The sequence below is a fragment of the Streptomyces purpureus genome (assembly GCF_014648195.1).
GTDB classification, from domain to species: Bacteria; Actinomycetota; Actinomycetes; order Streptomycetales; family Streptomycetaceae; genus Streptomyces; species Streptomyces purpureus.
This window is the reverse complement of sequence record NZ_BMQQ01000018.1, coordinates 76,911-97,177: the sequence shown is the minus strand read 5'-3', so window position 1 is coordinate 97,177 and position 20,267 is coordinate 76,911. Positions and strand designations below refer to the sequence as shown.

The 20,267-nt window shown below is 70.3% G+C and carries 21 protein-coding genes and 1 pseudogene; 5 read left to right on the top strand and 17 right to left on the bottom strand.

Annotated features, from left to right (window positions below):
• Nucleotides 1-4 precede the first annotated feature (4 nt).
• The 5 genes from abc-f to IEZ01_RS22360 all read right to left on the bottom strand — a co-directional run bounded on the left by abc-f (nt 5) and on the right by IEZ01_RS22360 (nt 4,683).
• Nucleotides 5-1,663, bottom strand: coding sequence for a ribosomal protection-like ABC-F family protein (abc-f, locus tag IEZ01_RS22380; RefSeq protein WP_189203384.1), 1,659 nt, complete (start codon nt 1,661-1,663; stop codon nt 5-7).
• Nucleotides 1,664-1,891: 228 nt separating this feature from the next.
• Nucleotides 1,892-2,542: a hypothetical protein gene (locus IEZ01_RS22375; RefSeq protein WP_189203382.1), complete on the bottom strand. Its 651-nt coding sequence runs from the start codon at nt 2,540-2,542 to the stop codon at nt 1,892-1,894.
• 110 nt (nt 2,543-2,652) lie between these two features.
• Nucleotides 2,653-3,195 carry a DUF6114 domain-containing protein gene (locus tag IEZ01_RS35715; protein WP_019891600.1) on the bottom strand — a complete coding sequence of 181 codons (543 nt, stop codon included), beginning with the start codon at nt 3,193-3,195 and terminating at the stop codon, nt 2,653-2,655.
• Nucleotides 3,186-3,794 (bottom strand): DUF6230 family protein, encoded by a 609-nt coding sequence (locus IEZ01_RS22365; protein WP_019891599.1) that lies wholly within the window; start codon nt 3,792-3,794, stop codon nt 3,186-3,188. Before IEZ01_RS22365 ends, IEZ01_RS35715 begins: the two co-directional genes overlap by 10 nt.
• Before the next feature lie 169 nt (nt 3,795-3,963).
• Nucleotides 3,964-4,683 carry a MerR family transcriptional regulator gene (locus IEZ01_RS22360; protein ID WP_040875248.1) on the bottom strand — a complete coding sequence of 240 codons (720 nt, stop codon included), beginning with the start codon at nt 4,681-4,683 and terminating at the stop codon, nt 3,964-3,966.
• Between the two features lie 255 nt (nt 4,684-4,938).
• Between IEZ01_RS22360 and IEZ01_RS22355 the strand changes: the two genes are divergently transcribed.
• A complete protein-coding gene (locus IEZ01_RS22355; RefSeq protein WP_189203380.1) occupies nt 4,939-5,541 on the top strand; it encodes a hypothetical protein in 603 nt (200 codons plus the stop codon).
• On the opposite strand, the gene IEZ01_RS22350 is transcribed toward IEZ01_RS22355, so the two are convergent.
• From IEZ01_RS22350 to IEZ01_RS22330, 5 genes are all read right to left on the bottom strand, one after another.
• On the bottom strand, nt 5,516-6,190 hold the full coding sequence (locus tag IEZ01_RS22350) for a hypothetical protein (RefSeq protein ID WP_189203379.1): 675 nt from the start codon (nt 6,188-6,190) through the stop codon (nt 5,516-5,518). The two genes, IEZ01_RS22355 and IEZ01_RS22350, sit on opposite strands and share 26 nt — an antisense overlap.
• 126 nt (nt 6,191-6,316) lie before the next feature.
• Nucleotides 6,317-6,769, bottom strand: a complete 453-nt coding sequence (locus tag IEZ01_RS22345) for an SRPBCC family protein (protein WP_189203377.1) — start codon at nt 6,767-6,769, stop codon at nt 6,317-6,319.
• Nucleotides 6,766-7,566 carry an ABC transporter permease gene (locus IEZ01_RS22340; RefSeq protein ID WP_189203375.1) on the bottom strand — a complete coding sequence of 267 codons (801 nt, stop codon included), beginning with the start codon at nt 7,564-7,566 and terminating at the stop codon, nt 6,766-6,768. The genes IEZ01_RS22345 and IEZ01_RS22340 overlap by 4 nt, the downstream gene beginning before the upstream one ends.
• Nucleotides 7,563-8,198 carry an ABC transporter ATP-binding protein gene (locus IEZ01_RS22335; protein WP_028798297.1) on the bottom strand — a complete coding sequence of 212 codons (636 nt, stop codon included), beginning with the start codon at nt 8,196-8,198 and terminating at the stop codon, nt 7,563-7,565. The genes IEZ01_RS22340 and IEZ01_RS22335 overlap by 4 nt, the downstream gene beginning before the upstream one ends.
• Nucleotides 8,199-8,241: 43 nt before the next feature.
• Nucleotides 8,242-9,309: a polyprenyl synthetase family protein gene (locus IEZ01_RS22330; protein WP_040875247.1), complete on the bottom strand. Its 1,068-nt coding sequence runs from the start codon at nt 9,307-9,309 to the stop codon at nt 8,242-8,244.
• A gap of 156 nt (nt 9,310-9,465) precedes the next feature.
• Between IEZ01_RS22330 and IEZ01_RS22325 the strand changes: the two genes are divergently transcribed.
• Nucleotides 9,466-10,560 carry an ABC transporter substrate-binding protein gene (locus IEZ01_RS22325; protein WP_189203373.1) on the top strand — a complete coding sequence of 365 codons (1,095 nt, stop codon included), beginning with the start codon at nt 9,466-9,468 and terminating at the stop codon, nt 10,558-10,560.
• Between the two features lie 36 nt (nt 10,561-10,596).
• The gene (locus IEZ01_RS22320; RefSeq protein WP_028798295.1) at nt 10,597-10,980 is read left to right on the top strand and encodes a VOC family protein; all 384 of its coding nucleotides are present in this window, start codon (nt 10,597-10,599) and stop codon (nt 10,978-10,980) included.
• A 37-nt stretch (nt 10,981-11,017) separates the two neighbouring features.
• On the opposite strand, the gene IEZ01_RS22315 is transcribed toward IEZ01_RS22320, so the two are convergent.
• Nucleotides 11,018-11,851: a hypothetical protein gene (locus IEZ01_RS22315; protein WP_189203371.1), complete on the bottom strand. Its 834-nt coding sequence runs from the start codon at nt 11,849-11,851 to the stop codon at nt 11,018-11,020.
• A 398-nt stretch (nt 11,852-12,249) separates the two neighbouring features.
• Between IEZ01_RS22315 and IEZ01_RS36080 the strand changes: the two are divergent.
• Nucleotides 12,250-13,008 (top strand): annotated as a pseudogene (locus IEZ01_RS36080) (alpha/beta hydrolase); the annotation flags it as partial.
• 98 nt (nt 13,009-13,106) lie between these two features.
• Here IEZ01_RS36080 and IEZ01_RS22305 read toward each other — a convergent pair.
• The 6 genes from IEZ01_RS22305 to IEZ01_RS22280 form a co-directional block, all read right to left on the bottom strand.
• A complete protein-coding gene (locus IEZ01_RS22305; RefSeq protein ID WP_229833142.1) occupies nt 13,107-14,522 on the bottom strand; it encodes an MDR family MFS transporter in 1,416 nt (471 codons plus the stop codon).
• A gap of 14 nt (nt 14,523-14,536) precedes the next feature.
• Nucleotides 14,537-15,244: an aspartyl/asparaginyl beta-hydroxylase domain-containing protein gene (locus tag IEZ01_RS22300; RefSeq protein WP_189203369.1), complete on the bottom strand. Its 708-nt coding sequence runs from the start codon at nt 15,242-15,244 to the stop codon at nt 14,537-14,539.
• A 31-nt stretch (nt 15,245-15,275) separates the two neighbouring features.
• Nucleotides 15,276-16,049 carry a GNAT family N-acyltransferase gene (locus IEZ01_RS22295; RefSeq protein WP_189203367.1) on the bottom strand — a complete coding sequence of 258 codons (774 nt, stop codon included), beginning with the start codon at nt 16,047-16,049 and terminating at the stop codon, nt 15,276-15,278.
• Nucleotides 15,994-17,619, bottom strand: a complete 1,626-nt coding sequence (locus tag IEZ01_RS22290; RefSeq protein WP_189203365.1) for an AMP-binding protein — start codon at nt 17,617-17,619, stop codon at nt 15,994-15,996. Before IEZ01_RS22290 ends, IEZ01_RS22295 begins: the two co-directional genes overlap by 56 nt.
• Before the next feature lie 210 nt (nt 17,620-17,829).
• Nucleotides 17,830-18,372, bottom strand: coding sequence for a GNAT family N-acetyltransferase (locus tag IEZ01_RS22285; protein ID WP_189203363.1), 543 nt, complete (start codon nt 18,370-18,372; stop codon nt 17,830-17,832).
• A gap of 54 nt (nt 18,373-18,426) precedes the next feature.
• Entirely contained in the window at nt 18,427-18,786 is a 360-nt protein-coding gene (locus IEZ01_RS22280; protein WP_028798294.1) for an ArsR/SmtB family transcription factor, read from the bottom strand.
• A 128-nt stretch (nt 18,787-18,914) separates the two neighbouring features.
• Here IEZ01_RS22280 and IEZ01_RS22275 point away from each other — a divergent pair, with 128 nt between their 5' ends.
• On the top strand, nt 18,915-20,243 hold the full coding sequence (locus tag IEZ01_RS22275) for an MFS transporter (protein ID WP_019891583.1): 1,329 nt from the start codon (nt 18,915-18,917) through the stop codon (nt 20,241-20,243).
• Nucleotides 20,244-20,267: the final 24 nt, after the last annotated feature.

Sequence of the window (20,267 nt, the reverse complement as noted above, 5' to 3'; positions counted from 1 at the left end):
CGGGTCAGCGCCTGCGGCCGTCGCGCAGCTCCAGCCGCTCCCCCGGGAACCGCTCGCGGAAGCCGCGGTCGTGCGAGACCGCGACCACCGCCCCCGGGTACGCCGCCAGCGCCGCCTCCAGGTCCTCGACCAGGTCGAGCGCGACGTGGTTCGTCGGCTCGTCGAGTACGAGCAGGTCCGCGGGGCGGGTCACCAGGTTCGCGATCTGCAGCCGCCGCTGCTGCCCCGCGGACAGCGCCAGGACCGGTACATGCAGGTCCTCCTCGCGGAACAGGCCGAGCGACAGCAGCTGTTCGGCGTGCTCGTCGGGCAGGCCGGGTCGCCCGGCCGCGAAGGCGGCGAGCAGCGGGAGCCGCGTGGTGCGCGCGGGCAGCTCCTGCGCCAGGTAGCCGATGCGGGCAGGGCGGCGTACCGCGCCCGCGTCCGGTTCCAGGTCGCCCGCCAGGACGCGTAGCAGCGTCGTCTTGCCCGCGCCATTCTCTCCCGTGACCAGCAGGCGCTGCCCCGGCGCGATCGTCAGCAGCCCGTCCAGCCGCAGCCGTTCGCCGACCGCCACGCCGTCGAGCTCGGCGAGCGGGCGTTCCACGGGACGATCGACGGGGCGGTCGCCGTCCGTCGCCGACAGGGCCGCCGTGAACCGCAGCGGTACCGGCGGCGCCGCCACCGGGTTGCGCCGCAGATGGGCCAGCCGCTCGCGGACGGCCCGTACCTGCCCGCCGAGCTTCGCCTCGTGCGAGCGGCGGTGCTTGCCGAAGCCCTGCCCCGGGTCCTTGCCGGTGGTGGCCAGGCGCTTGCCGGCGGCTTCGAGAAGGTCCTCGGTACGGGCCACCGCCTCCAGCCAGTCCGCGTGGTCCAGCTCGGCCCGGCGGCGGGCGGCGGCCTTCGCGGCGCGGTAGCCGGCCCAGCCGTCCCCGTACCGGTGCACCGTACGCGCGTCCCGGTCGACCTCGAGGATCGTGGTGGCGATGCGTTCCAGGAAGCCGCGGTCGTGGGTGACCGCGACGACGGTGCCGCGGTGTGCGCGCAGGTGCTCTTCGAGCCAGTGCACGGCCGCCGCGTCGAGGTGGTTCGTCGGCTCGTCGAGGAGCAGCAGTTCGGGGGCGGCGGCCAGGACACAGGCGAGCGCGAGCCGCGACTGTTCGCCGCCGGAGAGCGATCCGAGGACGCGGTCGCGGGTGATCCCGGCGAGCCCGAGCCCGTGCGTGGCGGCGTCGACGCGGGCGTCCGCCTCATATCCGCCGCGCTCTTCGTACGCGGTCAGCAGCTCGCCGTACGCGGCGAGCTCCTCCTCGGACGCCTCGCCGAGGCACTCCTCCGCCGCGCGCAGTCGGCGTTCCATGTCGCGCAGTTCGGTGAGGGCGAGGTCGACGGCGTCCTGCACGGTGCAGTCCGGGTCGAGGTCGAGGGTCTGGGCGAGGTGGCCGGTGCCGCCGGGGAAGCTGACGGTGATCTCTCCGGCGTCAGGCGCCTCGACGGCGGCGAGCAGCCGCAGCAGAGTGGACTTGCCGGAGCCGTTCTCGCCGATGACGGCGGCCCTCTCGCCCGGTCGGACGGTGAAGGAGACCTGGTCGAGGACGGTCCGGGTGCCGTACGACTTGGTGACGTCCTTGACGGACAGCTGGGCGACGGCAGTGGGCACAGCGGTATGGGCGCGTTCGCGCATGGACTTTCCCTGGGTATGCGAAGTGTCTACGGACAGCAGAAACGGCGGCGTGGGCCGTGCCCGGACTCAGAGAAAGTAGAAGAAAGCCATGCCCCGACTATAGCAAGACGATTCGTCTCGTCTCTAGTGGTTTACTTCACGAACTTCGGCGATGCGCCCGTGGGCGCCGTCCCGCCCCGCCCCACCGGCGCGCGGGACGGGGTGAGACGGGTGCGGGACGGGTGCGGTTTACGGGGTGACGGTGATCTGCTGGGCCGGGTCCGTGGTGTCGGCCACGTTGTATACGGCGTTGAAGGTGGAGGTCGTCGCACTGGTCGGGCAGCCGAACCCGCCGGTGACCTTGACCGGGACCGAGGCGTTGGTGAAGGTCAGGGACGACGGGGCGCCGTTGACCCAGGTGCCCGGAACGCTGGCCGCGCCCGTGGGAGCGGCGACGACCGTACACGAGGCCAGGCCCGAGGTGGTCACCTTGAGGCCGCCCGCGGGAACGGACATGGTCGCGGTGATGGGGCTGCCGTGCTGCATGGACACCGCCCAGGCGCCGCTGGTGGTCACGGTCGGGGTGACGCCGGGCATGCTCGAAGTGCAGGAGCTGTAGGTCGGGGCGGAGATCGGTGAGGAGACCGGCCCGGCGGGGTTGTGGTTCCCGGGGGCGGCCGGGACGGTGCCGGTGGCCACGGAGACCGTGCAGGTCACGGTGACCGAGCCGGCCTTGAGGGTGGCCTTGCCGGTGAGCGTGGCCTTGAAGCCGTGACCGGCCGGAGTGACCGTGGTCGGGCCCGCCAGGGGTAAGGGCGCGGCGGTGGCGGACGCGGAGCCCAGGGTCAGCGCGCCGGCTGCGAGCAGCCCGAGGACGAGCGAAGAAGATGTTCGGCTCATGGCAACTCTCCATGGGGATGGTGGAGCGGGGGTGGGGGTGAGGGGGACGGTGCTGGGCGGTGTCGTACGGCTGCCGTCCGGACGACACCGGGTTGATTCAGGGCGCCCGATCAGGCTGAGCGATCGGAGCTCTCGGGCAGACGGGCCGCCTCGGCCGCCGAGGCCTTGACCACAGAGGTCCCGGCCGCCCCGCCGGTCTCGCCGGCTTCGTCGGCCGTACCGGACCCGTCGGGTGCACTGGACCCGCCGGCCGTACCGGACCCGTCGGATGTACGGGACCCGTCCCTACGGGCCCTGCGGGCGCCCGGCTGCCAGGCGAACATGAGGCCGCCGCCGAGAATGCCCAGCAGTGTCCCGATGAGGAAGCCACCGAGGTTCGACAGCACCAGCGCGGCGGTGGCGATGAGAGTGGTGACGATCCCGGCGAGTGCCCGGTAGTGCGGGGCGAACCATACGGACAGGCCGAGCAGGATCATCACCAGCCCCATGAGGACGGACGGGATCCCGGCCACGCCCTGGGTGAGCATGACCTTCAGAGGCGCGAGCGGCAGGACGCAGATCTCGGCCCCGGCGATCACGGCGAAGAGTCCGCCCCAGAACGGCCGGGACCGACGCCACCGCCGGAACCGCGTCCGTACGGAGGTCAGAAGCATTCCTTCGTGCCCTTGCTGATCTTCAGATCGAGGCCGGAGAGCGTGAAGGTGCCGGCGTTGGTGGCCCACGCGGTCTGCTTCAGATCGGTGATCTTCACGGTGTCGGCCTGCTGGGAGAAGAGGTCCTGCATCCCCTGAGCACCGTCCGGTCCCTTGTCCAGGGTGGAGGCGTCGCGGCCGATCTCGATGTTCGTGAAGCTGGCGTTGCCGGAGAGCTGGGTGGCGTCGACGAAGAGGTTCGTCGCCTCGACCGGGGTCTTCTTTCCGGCCGTCAGGTTGAGCGAGATGTCGCCGATCACCGGCAGCGAGGTGACCACCGACTGGCAGAGGCTGTTCAGCTCCGCCTTCTTGATGGCCGTGACGGCCACGGGGATGAGTTCGTCGCGGGCGTTGACGTCCACGCTGCCGTACTGGACGAAGCCCTCACCGGTCAGACTCTTGGCGGAGACCTTGAACTGCTGGCCCGATACGGCGAAGGAGGCGGCCAGCGCTCCCTGGGCCAGCGCGATGCCCAGGCCTGCCGTCAGGGCGACGGCCGGAACCGTCAGAACGGCGAAGCGCCGCCATCTGACTTTGCCGTCGTCTAAGTCGTGCTCCATATCGGATCCCCTCACGTGGGTGGGTGGGGTGCGGTGGAGTGCGAAGCGGTCGGCACCGGCGCCTCCGCGGCGGCCGAGATCGTTACTCGCCGGTATGACCGTGGAGTTGAATGTAAGAGTGCCAATAGCGGTTGGCAAGGTTGCGGGACTGCCCCCTTTCGGCCAATCCCTACTGCTCCGTACGCAGCAGAGCGGCGACTTCCGCTTCCACCCGGCGAGCCATCGCACGGGCGAATTCCGCGGCCACGACGTCGCCCGCCACCGGACGCAGTGCCCCTGCCGCCTGGGCGACGTGATCCAACTGGGCGGCCGAAAGTCGCTCCAGCCCTTCCGGCCCGATCACATGCCTCCGGAAGAGGCCGACGAACCGGTCCGCGAGCGCCGCCGCCTGGATCTGTACGAATTCTCCCGCGTCCAGGATCTCCGCCAGCGGCACCCCCAGCCGCACCAGCGTCTGGGTCACCTCCAGCAACCGCCGGCTCGGGAACGTGACGGTGTCCCCCTCGACCCGTACGTACTCCAGCTCGGCCGCCCGCCGGGTGTCCCGCGGCGTCGCCGCCGGGCCGAACATCTCCCGCAGCTCGTCGAGACCGACCGTGACCGGCTCCTCCTGCACCCAGTCCCTCGTCATCTCCCGCTCGACACCTAGGAGTTGGGCGATACCTCCGCCTTGATCCCAGGCGGCCAGCAGCTCGGCGATGCCGTTCACCGTGTAGCCCCGGCCGAGCAGGTCGTCGATCAGCCGCAGCCGGGCCAGATGATCCTCGGAGTACCAGGCGATCCGTCCTTCGCGGCGGGGCGCGGGCAGCAGTCCCCGCTCCTGGTAGTAGCGCAGGTTCCGCACCTTCACCCCGGCCGCGGCGGCCAACTCCTCCCGCCGGTACCTCACCCCCGCAGGCGTGCTCGTGTCCGCGGCCGCGGCCGACGCCGTGACCGAATCCGATCGCGATCCCGCGCCCGCTTCCGTACCCACTTCCTTGCCCACCGTCGCATCCGCCGCTGTGCGACCTGCCGCTTCGCTGCTCACGGCCCCGAGACTAAAGCGTGTCTCGACGGCGGGCAGGCCAGTTGATCGGATGAGCCTGTCCGGTTCACGCTTGCGTCTCCCGATCGCGTCAGCCCTCCCCCGCCATAGAGTGCGGGCATGGAAGACTTCCCCTGGTTCGAGTACGACGAAGACGACCTGAACGTCGCGCAACGCGCGTTCGTGGAAGTCCTCGCCGAACGTGCGAGCTCCTGGCTGATCGACCCTCTCGACACGGTCGTGGCACCCCCGGCGAACGCCTCCGACCACGAGCTGATCGTCTGGCTGGACATCGTCGATCCGCAACGCAACCAGGCAGTCCTGACGGTGGGCGCCCACTTCGACGGATCCGCCATCCACGCGGACAAGCTCCACAACCAGCACTTCTCACTGCCCGAGGAGGCGACCGAGTTCACCTTCACGGCCACCGGAAATCCGACAGAGCTGGCAGTACGGACGGCTGCCTGGTTCGAGGCGATCCTCGCGCGACCTCTGATCCGCTGCGAATGGCAGCACGCGGGAAGGACCTACGCGGGCCGCTTCGAGTTCGCCGATACGGGCCGAGGTCTTACCGAGAGCTTCGAAGACAGGTACGCGCCCCGTGGGCTGCGGGAGCGGCTCGCCGCAGAAGGCGTTGTCCGAGGCCGGGGACGGATCAATCGCGCCGGCCTTGGAGAACCGGACCTGATCAGACAGGTCAGAGGCCGTCCGACGGTCGCGTGATCCGCCGGACACCGCCTGGGCGCTCGGCGAGGGCATCGAGGTGCTCCGGCTGAGCCAGCACGGACATCGCCGCTTCTTGTCCGCGGTGGAGTGCGGCGACCTCTTGACGCAACGCGCGAAGGCGCACGCGCCTCCACCACCGCGTCTGCCAGGGGTGCCACAGCGTCCGGAGCAGGAGTTGGGCCGTCGCCTGCCGATATTCCTCGCACCGCGTCATGAGTTCTTCGAGCGAATCACCCAGGACACCGCCCAGGCGGAGATCGATCACTCTGATGACCTCGCACTGCAAGGCACGTTCCTCGCCGCCTGCGGCGAAGTCCAACACCCTGCGGGGTACGCCGGCCGAGAGCGCGGCCACCACCAGATCCGAGATCGCTTCCCGCTGGGCATGCTCGGCGTCATCGCCGTCCTCCAGGACCGCCGTGACGCCGAAGCGCGCCGTGGCAAGCAGTCGTAACCCAGTTGTGTGCCGCGACGGGCTCTCCCTCTGGCTCGGCACGATGTCGCTGATCCGGTCGCGCACCGCTGCGACGCGGAGGAGCTGTTGCATGACCGCTGCTCGCAGCTGCCGGCGTTCCTGGTTCCTGGACAGGTAGTTGGTCACCACGGCGCCGACGACACCGCCGGCCGTGGTGTACGCCAAGTCCATCCATCCAGGCATGAAGCCGCCTCACTGTCCCGGGATCGAGCAATCACTTGGCACCAAAACGGTCCGAGCGTAGGCGGGCCGCTGAGCCCGGGCAAGACCGAGATCACGTGAGGCGGCGGTGCGGGACTACCGCGCCTGGGCCGCCCAGGCGGTCAGGCCAAGCCGGCCGGACCGCATGGCCAGGGCGTGGTTGAGGTGGAAGAAGGGCCGTGCCAGGGGCATCCAGCGGCGTAGCGCGGGCCGGCGCACGGTGACGTGCTCGGTGAAGCGGGCCAGGCAACCGTCGTGTTCGTCGGGTTCCACGGCCCAGCGGACGCTTCCCGCGATGTCACCGTCCACCGCCGCCTCCAGAACGCGGGCGACGGGGTCCTCCACGACCGGCGTCAGCCGGGCTGTCAGCTCGTAGGGCAGCAGGGAGCCGATGACGAATTCGCATTCGCGTTCTCCGGTCTGCCGCACCGAGCGGAAGGCCGGCCACCAGGAGGGATAGGCCCCGACGTCGGCGAGCTTCGCGTACACGGCGTCCGGCGCGAGCGGTGCTCGCCAGGCGCCGGTGAATCGGATGTCATGGCGGTTCACGCGGCACTCTCTGTCGGCAATGGGTCGTTGGTCGCGGGAAGGTGGCTGCGGGTCCGGGCGACGAACGCGGCCGCGCCGAACAGCCACATGGCGAGGAACCAGGCGGGGCCGAGCAGCAGATGACCGTACGGAGTGACCGAGGAGGTGAAGCCGCCGGCGACCGCGACCTGTGTGGGTCCGTACCCGGGAAGGAGCTGGAGGCCCTGCTTGTCGCCGCCCGTGTTGCTCATGGGGTTCTGCAGCATGGTGTCGAGCAGGCTGGCCATGATGATGACGAAGAGACCGGCCAGTTCGTTGCGGAGGAACGCGCCGAGCAGGATGCCGATGCCGCCGTAGCTCACGGCGGCGGTGAACAGGCCGAGCGCGAGGAGTGCGGGCCGGACCGGATCCCAGTACCAGCACACCACGACCGTGGCGTACGCCGCGATGAGCGCGGAGGCGACCGTCATCGCGATGACCTTGCTCAGCAGCAGGCAGCTACGCGGGTATCCGGCGAGCGCGAGTCTGCGGTCGAAGGCGAGAGCCTTGAAGGTCGTCATGAACATCATGAACCCGACGATGAGCGTCACCGTGTTGACGGCCCCGGACACCATCGTCAGGTGGTTGCCGTTGACGGTGACGGTCTGCCCGTCCGCACGCAGCAGGAAGCGCGCGGGAGCAGGGGTGACGAACCAGTGCTCCAGCGTCAGCCAGACGGGGATGTAGGCGACGACCAGGACGAGAGCCAGACGGTTGCGGGCGTGTTCCAGGAGCGCGAAGCCGGCGCCGGTGCGGAACGCCTCCCATGCGCGGCTCACCGTACGGCCCCGCGCGGCGCGTCGACCGGTTGGCCTTCCGCGTTCCAGGGCGTCGCCACGCCGTCCCGCAGCCGGTGGAGGACGTCGAGGCGGTCGGCGTCCCAGGCCATGTGCGACACGACGAGGACACAGCGGCCCCGGTCGCGCAGCCGGGCGGCGACCTCCCAGAACCGCAGGTACGTCTCCCAGTCGAAGCCCTGGTACGGCTCGTCGAGGAGCAGCACGTGCGGGTCGTGCAGGAGCGCCAGGGTCAGGTTCAGTTTCTGCCGGGTGCCTCCGCTGAGCTCCTCCACCCGTGTGTGCCGGTACTCGGCGAAGTGCAGCTCTTCCAGCAGCTCCTCGGCGCGGCCGGTTCCGTCCAGGCGGTAGGCCGTCCGGAACCACCGCAGGTGCTGGTCGACGGTGAGCGCGTCGTTGAGCACCGCCTCCTGCGGGCAGTACCCCAGCGAGCCACGGCGCTTCACCTCTCCCGCGTCGGCGGCGATCTGCCCGCACAGCACGCGCAGCAAGGTGCTCTTGCCGGAACCGTTCTCCCCCACGACTCCTGCCAGGGTGCCGGGCTCGAGGTGCAACGAGACACCTCTCAGCACGCGGCGCGAACGGTAGGCCTTGTGTACGTCACGCACGCTCAAGGCGTACGGGGTGGCGGGCACGGTGAGTCCTCTCTCGGGTGGGTCAGCGCCTGCGGCAGGACAGGCAGTCGATGAGAGAACCCCACTGCTGCCGCACGTCGTGGGGAAGCACCGCCTCGTCCAGCATGGCGACGGCCGCCGCGATGTGGCCGGCAGCGGCCTCCTCGGCGCGTACCCGGCTGTCGGAGGTCTCCAACAGGCGCATGACTTCGGCGACCTGGTCCGGTGTGGGCGGGGCGGTGCCGAGCAGGTCCGCGATCCGCCGGCCGTCGGCGGAGCCGGACGCCGCGGCCAGTACCAGCGGAAGGGTCTTCTTGCCTCGGGTCAGGTCCGTACCGACGGGCTTCCCGGTGAGCTCGCTGTCGCCCCACAGGCCGAGCACGTCGTCGAGGATCTGGAAGGCCACACCGAGGCCGCACCCCGCGCCGCGCAGCGCGCCCACCACGGCCGGCGGCGCGTCCGCGAGAACGGCTCCCAGGGCCGCCGCGCAGCCGAAGAGCGCCCCGGTCTTACCGCGCGCCATGCGCACGTACCGGCTCGCGGAGATCTCACCGAGGGGTCGGTGTTCCAGGGCGAGGTCCTCCGCCTGGCCCTCCACCATCTGTTCCACGGCGGTGATGAGCTCCGCCATGGCCGCCTGGGATCCCGGGGCCCGCGCGTGGAAGAGCGTGGCGACGGCCTGGACGACGAGAGCGTCACCGGCCAGTACGGCGGCGCCGGTGCCGTACCGGGCCCAAGCGGCCGGCCTGCCCCGCCGCTCCGTGTCTCCGTCCATGATGTCGTCGTGCAGCAGGGAGAGCTGGTGTACGAGCTCCACCGCCGTACCGGCGACGGCGGCGAACCGCTCGGGCGCGCCGACGGAGCGTACAGAGAGCAGCGCGAGCGCTGCCCGGACCCGTTTGGCCGCCTGCTGCACCGTGCCCTGGGATCCGTCGCCGTCCCATCCCAGGTGGTAGCGGCACACCGTGGCCATGGACGGGTGCAGCCGGTCCACGACCTCCCGCAGCGGCGGGTCGACGAGTTCCCTGCCCCGTCTCAGCAGCTCCTCGGCGTCCGCTCCGGCGTCGGACGTACTCAGCAGGCTGGCGCCGTACACCGGAGCGTGTGTCATCGAACCCTCACCCAGACCCGTCGTCCACCAGGCCGCGTGGCCCCTCGGTCGCCTAACGACAGGCGGCGATCACAGGTGTGCCACTCATTCGTGGGACGCGGCGGCTCGGGCGTGGGTAGGCTGCCCGTACGGATGATCTTGACTTGGCCGAGGTGAATGTCTTTGTCCCCCATATCAGACGGATCTTCCGTCCAGATCGGCGCTCTTGTTCCGCTGACGCGGCCTGGCTGGGTGGGGGCGGGCCGGCACTTGCTCGCCGGACTCGAGCTGGCCGTTCGCGACGTGAATGACGCCGGTGGGATCGGCGGAAGGCCGCTCGAGCTGGTGGTCCGGGACACCGCGGCCGATCCGCGGAAGGCCGCGGCGGCCGTGGAGGAACTGGCCGGCCTGGGCGTGTCGGCCGTGGCAGGGGAGTATCACAGCGTCGTCGCTCGCTCCGCTGCCGCCAGGGCCGACGCCCTCGGCCTGCCGTTCCTCTGCTCGTCGGCGGTTCTCGACGCGCTCACCGAGCAGCCGACGGAGTGGGTCGCGCGGCTTTCGCCGCCGCAGTCCCGGGGCTGGCGGGTCTACGCGGACTTTCTTCTGGGCGCGGGACACAGCCGTATCGCCGTGGCAACCCAGGCGAGTGTCTACTGGGCGACCGGGACCCGCATTCTGCGGGACCACTTCGCCGCACGCGGCGGCACCGTCGTCGAATTCGACATGAACGCGCTGACCCCCTCGGCGTTGTGCGACGAACTCGTCAACACTGGCGCGACCGCCCTCCTGCTCCTGGTCGGCCACCCGGACCCGGCGGTGCCGATCGTCAAGGCCGTCCGTGGCGACCAGCGCGTCGCCGGGCTCCTCATCGGTGCTCCGGCCGGGCAGCCGGAGTTCGCCGAGTGGGCGGCGTCGCTGGGCGAGGACAGCGCCGCGATCCCGTTCCTGCGCTACCGGCCCGAGCGCCTCAGCCCACTCGGTGCCCGGGTCGAGACGACCCTTCGCGAGCAGCTGGCCCAAGCGCCCTCCTTCGTCGCCTTCGAGGGCTACGACACGGTCACCGTCCTCGCCGATGTGCTGCGTTCACATGGCACGGACCGCGCGCGCATCGCCGAATCCTGGCCGCGCGTCGCGGTCGAAGGCACCCGCGGGCAGATCCGGTTCTCCCGCACACCGGGCATCAGCGTGTGGCAGTGGAGGTGGGCGCCCGTCCACGTCGTTGACCGAGATCCGGGGGAACCCGATCGCTTCCGCGTCCTTCACGCCGGCTGAGCGAGCACGGAGCATCACCTACGTACACTGGCCGGCATGGCATGCCGTATCAGTGAGTTAGTGATCGACTGCACCGACCCCGGCCGGCTCGCCGCATTCTGGAGCGAGGTCCTCGGCTACGTCGAGCTCCTCCGGGACGACGACGGAAGCATCGAGATCGGGCCGCCCGGCGTTGGCTTCGGCGGCCCGTTGCCCACCCTCGTCCTCAGTCCCAGCGACGCCCCGCGGACCGGGAAACTCCGGCTCCACATCGACGTCAACGCCACCGACCGCGACCAGGGCGCCGAGCTGGAGCGTCTGCTCGCCCTCGGCGCCAAGCCGGTCGACGTCGGCCAGACCGGCACCGAGAACTGGCACGTGCTGGCCGACCCGGAAGGCAACGAGTTCTGCCTCCTGCACGCCCGGATCCAGCCCGTCTGAGCGCCGGTGCCCGCGTGCCTGGCCCCGGCTCCCCGCCTCAGACCTGGACCAGCCCGACCATGCGGTGGTGAAAGGACGGTCCGATCTCGGACATCGCCTGGCGGGCGAGCCGTTCGACCTCGTGGGCCGCGGGACCGGGTGGCAGTGCGCCCTCGTACGTGATGTGAACGACCACGTTGGCCTGAAGGATCAACGCTCCGATGCGGTTGACGGGGTTCGGCGGCAGCTTGGCCGGGTCGTGGATGACCGCCCGGTCACCGAGAGAGGTCAGGGGCTGTCGCCAGCTGCCGCGGAAGTCGGTTCCCAGGGTTTCGTCGAAGGTGTCGCGGGCTCTGTCGGTGCCGGTCTTGCCTACGAAGTGGTCGTAGCGGTGGAAGGTCACCGTGAGCCGTGGGTCGGGCCCGCTCCCCCACTGGCACTCGCTCGTCTGCTTTCCCACCTCCTCGTCCTCGTTGGGGTTGCCCTCGCCCTGGCCGACGAGCGCGGTGACGGGATCGGGTTCCGGTAGCCGGTCGAGGGCCTTGCAGGCGGCCGGGATCGAGGTCGCCTCGTGGCGCCATGGCCACCAGGTCTGGCTCCCGTAGCCGCCGTCGAAGGACAGCGCCAGGGTGAGCATCATGGCGGGCGCGGCCAGGTTGGCACCGAGGTGCCAGAGGCGGCCCGTGAGAGGCATCGGTGCCGTGCGTGGCATGGGCGAGAGACGGTCGCGCCACCGCTGGATCGCCATCACCTTGGCGTCGAAGACCGGATCGCGCGCGAACAGGTGGGTGCGCGGTGTGCCGGGATCACCGTTCCGCTGGATTACGGCGATCCCGACGGCCGTACGACCGTGGTGGCCGTGTCCCGGGTCGCGGCGACCGACACCGCGCACCGGATCGGCACGATGGTGCTGGTGGCCGGCGGTCCGGGTGATTCGGCGCTCCAGAACGGCTCCGAGCCCCCTGCCGCCATGGCGGGCATCGCCTCTCGCTTCGACGTCGTCGGCTACGACCCGCGGTTCGTGGGGCGCAGCGCCCCCCTCGACTGCCGGTGGCCCACCGGTCACGCGCTGCGTTCCGCCGGTCTCACCCGTCGCAGCTTCGAACGCCAGGTCGCCTTCCAGAGGGACCTCGCCGATCGCTGCCTGCGTACGCGGTCCGATCTGCTGCCGTACGCGACGACCCGTAACACCGCTCGCGACCTCGACATCGTGCGTGGTGTCCTGGGGAACGCCGGATCTCGTACTACGGCTTCTCCTACGCGACCTATCTGGGCGCCGTCTACGCCCAGATGTTCCCCGGCCGCCTCGACCGTGCCGTCTTCGACGGGCCCATGGACCCGTTGCGCTACGACACACGGCTCCTGAGGGACGCGGCACCGGCCAACGAGGCGGCGCTCTCCGCCTGGGCGACGTGGGCGGCGCACCGCCATGCGCGGTACGGGCTCGGTCGCACCCGCGCTCAGGTGCTCGCCCGGGTCCACGGCATCGTGCGGGCCGCGGCGGAGCGGCCGCTGGTCGTCGGGGCGGCCCCGCGGGTGTTCCACGTGGACGACACTGTGGTGCCGGCACTGCTGCTGCACCACCTGATCAGTGACGCGGAGAGCGAGCGGAAGGCGCTCGCCGGCGCGCTGGTGGTGCTGGCTCAGGCCGCCGACGGCAAGCCGGCCGTTCCGGATGCGGTTCTTGGGGCGTCGCTGGAGTGGTTGTTCGCCGGGACGGCTTCCGCGTACGGCAGTGCCGCGGCCGCCATCCTGTGCGGCGACGTCGCCGCCCCGCACGACCCGGAGACGTACTGGCAGGACATCCGACGCAGCCGCCAGGCCCACCCCGTCTTCGGCCCCGCGGTGCACAACATCACGCCGTGCGCCTTCTGGCCCACGCCACCTCGCGAACAGCCCACCGCCATCCGGAAGGACGCGGCCGTCCTCCTCACCGCCGCCACGGGCGACCCTCGCACCCCCTACCAAGGGGCACGGGTCCTGCGCCGCCTGCTCCCGAGCTCTCGACTCCTCACCCTGGAGGGGGGCCACCACCATGGGTCGGCCAGGACAACGCCTGCGTCATCGAGGTCATCCGTACGTACGTGGCTCACGGGCGACTCCCCGCCGGCGATACGACCTGCCGCGCGGCGGGGGCTTAGGCACCGCTATCGCTCGGCGAGCGGCTTCTCCCGCGCCAGCAGAGCCAGGGCCAGGGCGACGGCCATGCAGGGAACTGTCCAGAGGAACACCTGTTGGAAGGCGTGGCTGGAGTCGTCCGGGGTGGGGCTGCCGTGCGGGAGTCGAGCGGTGAGGAGGGCGCCGAAAAGGGCGGAGCCGAATGCGCCGCCCATGCTTCTGAAGAAGATGAGTGTGCTGGTCGCGGCGCCCAGGTGCCGGCTGTCGACGGCGTTCTGGCCGGCGAGGAGGCAGACCTGGATCACCAGTCCCAGGCCGGCGCCGGCGAGCGCCAGCGGGACGATCAGGGCGAGCGGGCTGGTGTGCTGGTCGGCACGGCTGACGCAGAACATCGCGGCGCCGGCCAGGGTGGCGCCGATGACGGGGTAGGGCTTGTAGCGGCCGGTCTTGGTGATCAGCGGGCCGGAGATCATCGTGGCGACGACCAGGCCGGCGAGCAGGGGGATGATGAACAGCCCTGCCGTGACAGCGGACTTGTGCTGTGCGCTCTGCAGGAACATGGGTACGTACAGCATGGCCACGAAGAGGACCAGCGTGGCGATCAGGTACTGGACCGAGGCGGAGGTGAAGGCTCCGGAGCGGAACAGGTGCAGGGGTGTGATGGGGGCCGTGGCACGGCTTTCGATACGGAGATAGCCCGCCAGGGCGATCACGCTCAGGGTGGTCAGCCCGAGAATGAGCGGCGAGGACCAGGGGTGGGCGTGGCCTCCCCAGGTGGTGACGAGCAGGACGGCAGTGGTGAAGACGGTGACGGCCAGGGCACCGGGGAGGTCGACTCGCTCTTCGGTGCTGCGGTCGGGCAGGTGGAGCAGGGCCCCGATGGCGAGGAGAGCGACGACGCCGATGGGCAGGTTGATGTAGAAGATCCACCGCCACGACAGCCCTTGGGCGAAGACACCGCCCAGCAGGGGGCCCGCGATCAGGGCGAGCAGGGAGACCGCCACGGTCGCGGCCTGGTAGGTGGCGCGACGCCGGGCCGGGACGAGATCGCCGGTGATGGCCATGACGAGGGAGGTCAGCCCGCCCACCCCCTGCAACGCACGGGACAGGACGAGCATGGTGAGGCTGTTGGCGACACTGCAGAGCAGTGACCCCAGCAGGAAGGCCGCGATGCCGATCTGGAGCATCCTCTTGCGGCCGTACATGTCGCCGAGCTTGCCGAAGATCAGTGTGGTGACCGCGCTGGTGAGCAGATAGGCGGTGACGACCCAGGAGACACCGGCGGTCGCCCGGAGGTCGGCGCCGATGCTGGGCAGTGCGACCGCCACGCTGGTCTGGTCGAGATTGGTGACGAAGAGCACCAGCATCAGCGGGATCATCAGCACCGTGGTGCCCTGGCGGGTCGGGCTGGGTGGTGTGCTGGTCAGAGTGTCGTCGGCGGACACGGACTCTCCGGACCTCAGCCCTTGCGGGCCTCTTCGAAGTTCTTCTCCCAGGCGGCGTGCTTGGCCTTTGCCTGCTGGATGTACGGGCTCTTGCCGATGCGCCGGATGATGCGACGGTTGAGCGCCGCGTACGGGAAGGGCAAGGGCCGCTGGACGTCCATGAAGAGCACGACTCGGTCCTCACTCGTCCGGTTCCAGGCTTCGTGCGGGTAGCTGTCGTCGAAGACCATGCTCTTGCCCTCTTCCCAGTGGGCGGTTTCGCCGTTGACGGTGATGCCGCAATCGGTGGCGGGAGAGGGGACCTTCAGGGCCAGGTGGTAGCGGATGACTCCGTTGTACGGGCCTCGGTGCTCCGGTAGGTGTTTTCCTGGCCCGAGGATGGAGAAGAAGGCCGTCTCGAGGCCGTCGACGCCCGCCAGGAGTTCCGTCGTACGCGGGCACCTGTCGGCGTTCTGGGCGAAGGGGACACCGTAGGCGGTGAAGAAGTACGTCTTCCAGTTGGCGTCGGCGGTCAGGGCGCGCTGCTCCTCCGAGATGTCCTGGAAGTTGGGCAGATCGTCGCGGTGGGCGAGGAGTTGATCCAGTTCGCCGCGGATGCTCTGCCAGTTCCGCTCCAGCGTCGCGGCCCAGGGGAACACATCGGCGGGGAAGAAGGCGGAGTTCCCGATCGACGAACGGTGATGAACGATGCGCTCGAAGCATCGGATCGCGAACGTGGGCATGGCGGTCTCCGGAGTGTTCTCGAGTGCTTCTTCAGACGGGGAGTTCGGTCACTGCGGACGACAGGTCGCACATGTCCAGTACGAGGGGCAGGACGTAGGTGCCCCAGCTCGGCAGGAAGCAGGGCGGGCCGGCATAGCGTGCGCCGAGGCCGGCGAACAGGTTGAGCGCCCTCGGATAGGGCAGCCCGTCGATCGAATCGGCCCCCGCCTTACGCTCCGCCTCGCTGTAGAAGGGCCTGAGGCCGACGCCGGTCTCGGGCGAGGGGTCGAGGGCGATGGCCCGCTGTGGCACATCGCAGTGTCCGCGTGCCTGGGCGATGGCATGGATGAGCCGTGCGTCTTCGGGGTGATCGGTTTCCATCGTGGCCCGCGCCACCCAGTGCGTCACGCCTGCGGCGAGAGATTCACGCCGGGCGAGCGCCAGAATGGCGAGGGAGGCGCCCTGCCGACGGTGGGATCGCAGCACGCACATGCGCGCGAGCTCGGCGTACCGGTCGCCGGGGTCGAATCCCTCGAACCGCCACGCGTCGTGGACCTCCATCGCGTGGTCGTGCCGGCGCGCGGCAGGTCCTTGCTCCGGGAGCATCAGGCGGAGGGTGGCGACAGGCTCTGTCTCGTCGTAGGCGACGATGAGCCGGGCGGTGGAAAGGCTGTCGAATTCGTCGGCCAGCTGGATCGGTTCGGCATCGCCTGATTCGATGTAGCCGACCTCTTCCACGAACACCCGTCGTCGCAGGTGGAAGACCTGGTCAAGCTCGCTGACCGTCGAGGCCACTTTCGAGGCCACTTTCAATTGCGTCGTCATGTCCGACCGTAACCGTCGTCTGTGCACGTTGCCTGAGGAGTTTCTTGTCCGGCTTTCCGGACTCAGTCAAGGGGATTTCCGCGGCGACCGTGACAGCGGACGGTTCGTACCGCGCGCCCAGCGTGGTCCGGACGAACTCCCGGATGTGCTGGTGGTCGAGCGCGGTGCCCTGTACCGGTACGACGACCGCGTGCACATCCTCCGTCCAGTCGGATCGGCGCACCCCGAAGACGGCGCAGTCCGCGATGTCGGGCCGGGAGTTGAGAACGTCTTCGATTTCGGCGGGGTGGATTCGCCCCACGGATTTGTTGATCACTTCGTTGGCGCGCCCGGCCACGGTGAGGTAGCCGTGCTCGTCGAGGCAGCCGAGGTCTCCGGTGCGCAGCCAGCCTCCGGACAGGGATTCACGGGTGAGTTCGGGCTGCTTCCAGTAGCCGCGCATGACCATGGGGGACTTCACGCAGATTTCGCCGACGGCGCCCGTCGGCAGGTCGAGGCCGGATTCGTCGCGGACGGCCACCTGGACGCCGGGCAGGGCCTTTCCGACCGAGCGCAGTCGTTCGGGCCGGTCCGGATCGTGGTCCTCGGCCCGCAGGGCGGTGATGATGCCGGTCTCGGTCTGCCCGTACACCTGGATGAGCACGGGTCCGAAGTGGCTCAGCGCGTCGGCCACGCGTCGGGGGGAGGCGGCGCAGCCGCCGTAGACGATGTGCGTCAAGCTGGAGGTGTCCCGCCTGGCGAGGTCCGGGTGGTCCAGGAGCTCGAAGAGCATGGGGGGTGGCAGGTAGACGCCGCTGATGCGTTCCCGCTCGATCACCTCGAGCACGCCGGCCGCGTCGAAGCCCTCCGTCAGTACGACTGTTCCGCCGCCGTAGAGCGCCAGATCCGCGAGGTAGCCGCCGATCGCGGCAGGCGGGGTGCACAGCAGCTCCCGCCCTCCGGGCGGCCTCAGGTCGAGCAGCTGAAGCCGGAAGCCGACTTGCTGCGCGGCTGTGTGGCATACGCCCTTGGGGTGGCCCGTGGAACCGCCGGTGTGCAGGAGGGTGTGCACGGCGTCCGGTCGGGCCGGACAGGCGAACGGCTCGGCGGAAACCCTGGCGGCTGCCGCGAGCAGATCCTCACTTGTTTCTGACCATCGCTCGTCGGGGGCGTGCGGGGTGCCCAGGACGAGGAAGTCCTTCGTTCCCGCTCGGGCGGCGATGTCGGCGCCCCGGCCGATGTGGCCCGGGTCGACGACGAGGGCGTGGTCACCCAGACCGCCGAGCAGCAGGCTGTGCAGGTCGGTGGAGAGGTCGTGGCGCAGGTAGGTGATCTGACAACCGGCCAGTTGGACGGCGTGGCGAAGGACGAAGGCCTCCGGGGAGTTTCCGGTCAGCAGGGCGACCGTCGTGCCCGGGCCGAGCCCACGGGCATTCAGGGCCCGGGCCAGTCGATACGTGAGATCGCGGACCTCACGCGCGGTCATCCGGCGGCCACCGGAGATCAGAGCTACCCGATCAGGCTGCCTGCCCAGGGCCGTGAGGATTTCGCCGACATAGGACGCCGTCTGGTTCTGGGGGGTTTTCGTCATTACCTCTGCGCCATGTCGGCATTCGGGTCATCGAGTTGTCCTGACGGCTTCACCATCTCGGAGCGTGAAGCATTCGGCGAATGCGTACACGCCTCGGAGCCGGCGACAAGGAATCGATCACTCGGAGGAATGAGACGATGTCAACTCGGCGGAATTCAGGTAGCCCCCGCGCGGAATTCAGATGGTCATATGACATTGGTGCGCCGCGTGTCAGAGCGGCGCGAGCAGCATCAATATCTCGTCGCGGCCGTCGCCCGCGGATAGCCGGAGAGCGCCCGGCCATCGGCCGGCTTCCTTCCACCCCAGCCTTCCGTAGAAGTCCTCCAGGCCCTCCCCGCCGCGTGCGGCCAGATGCAACTGCTCCAGGCCCATCTCGTCCCGGGCGATACGGCGCACCTCGTGCATCAGGGCCGCTCCAACGCCCTGACCCCGCAGGGCGGTACGGGTCTGGACGTGGTGGACGGTGCCCCAGTGGGCGATGAGCGCGAACGGGTCGCGCCGGACGTTCAGCCAGCCGGCCAATTCCCCTTTGACGCTCGCGGTGAGCAGGCGGCTGGTGGCGGGAGCGAGGGAGTCGACGAGGGCGTCCAGGACGGGTCGTACGCGCGCGAGTTCGACGGGCGGGAAAGGGAATCCCGCCGCGCCGCCGGCGTTGGTGACCTCGGCCCAGCACTCGGCAAGGCGCTGAAGGCGGGACGGTGTGACGTCGGCGGACGAGGCCAGTTGGTCGAGAACGATCGTTGGCGAAGTCATCCGATGAATGTCGCATGCGTCCGGGTGAGCCGCCCCGGGCCGGGTCCGTAGAACTCAGTCGTGTGGTGCCGTGCCGCTGACGCGGTGGTCGGCGTGGCTGAGGGCCTCCAGGACGAGGCGGCGCAGGTGGCCGTCGCGCAGGCTGTAGAAGACGTGGCGGCCCTCCCGGCGGGTCTCCACGAGCCCTGCCAGTCGCAGCTTCGCCAGGTGCTGGCTCACCGCCGTCCGGGAGGCCTCGCAGCGCTCGGCGAGGGAGGAGACGTCCGACTCCTCCTGGGCGATGAGCCACAGCAGATGGAGCCGGGTCGGGTCGGCCAGCATGGCGAACACTTCGGTCGCCTCGGCGAGGCGCGCGCTGTCCGGTGTGCGCAGATGCGCGTCGGGTGCAACTGACAGAGCTTCGCGAACGGCCATGCAGACAGCGTAGAGCTCCTCCGCGCGCTTTCGGTCCTCCCAGCGCACCCAAACTGTCATATGCGCAGATGCGCACATGACAGTACAGTGGGAGTACCGACCCAACCCTCGGGGCAAGGGGCCGCGCCATGCTTTCGATACTGGGCGATCGCACCTATCGACACCTCTTCGCGGCGCAGGTCGTCGCTCTCGTCGGGACCGGTCTGGCCACGGTCGCTCTGGGGCTGCTCGCGTACGACATCGCCGGCGCGGACGCCGGGTCGGTCCTCGGGACCGCGCTCGCGATCAAGATGGTGGCGTACGTCGTGATCGCCCCCGCTGTCGGCGCGATGGCCGGCCGGCTGCCGCGCCGGGCGCTGCTGGTGGGGGCCGACCTGGTGCGGGCGGGGGCCGCGCTCGCTCTGCCCTTCGTGGACCAGGTCTGGCAGGTCTACGTCCTGATCTTCGTGCTCCAGGCCGCCTCCGCCGCCTTCATGCCGGCCTTCCAGGCGGCGATACCGGAGGTGCTGCCCGACGAGCGCGACTACACCCGGGCCCTGTCGCTGTCCCGGCTCGCCTACGACCTCGAAAGCCTGCTCAGTCCCGCTCTCGCCGCCGTACTGCTGTCGATGACGACGTACAACTGGCTCTTCAGCGGCACCGTCGTCGGCTTCCTCGCCTCCGCGGCCCTGGTCGTCTCGGTGACCGTGCCGAAGTCCGGGGCAGCGCCGCGCACCGGCGGCTTCTCCGCCCGGGCCACCGCCGGGGGCCGGCTGTTCCTCGCCATCCCACGGCTGCGCGCTCTGCTCGCCCTGGACCTGGCGGTGGCCGCTGCCGGAGCCGTCGTGCTGGTCAACACGGTCGTGTACGTCCGCGAGCACCTGGGCCGCCCCGCCGGGGACGTCGCCCTCGCGCTCGGTGCTTACGGCGCCGGTTCGATGGCGGTCGCGCTGGTGCTGCCGCGACTGCTCGACCGGGTCTCGGACCGTGCCGTCATGCTGCGAGGCGCCCTGCTGATCGTCGCGGTCTTCGCCGGCCTCGCCGCGATCACGGCGGCCGGTGCCGGGGCGTGGCGGTGGCCGGCTCTGCTGGGTGCCTGGGCCGCGTTCGGCACGGCGTCCTCGATGGTGCTCACCCCCTCCGGCCGGCTGATCCGCCGCTCGTCCGGGCCCGCGGACCGTACCGAGCTGTTCGCGGCGCGGTTCTCCTTGTCGCACGGGTGCTGGCTGCTGACGTACCCGCTGGCGGGCTGGCTCGGATCGGTCGCCGGCCTTCAGGCGGCCGTCGTCACCCTGGGGGCGGTGGCGTGCGCGGCGGGCTGTTCGGCCGCCCGCCTGTGGCCGAGGGCTGGTACGCGCCCGGTCCCCCACCTGCACACGTCCCTCGCGGCGGGACATCCGCACCTGGCCGACGCCATACCGGTGGCGGGCGGCTGGAGGCACAGCCATGCCCGGGTCCTCGACGGCCTCCACCGCTAGGGGCGGGAGGCCCGGCCTCCTTGC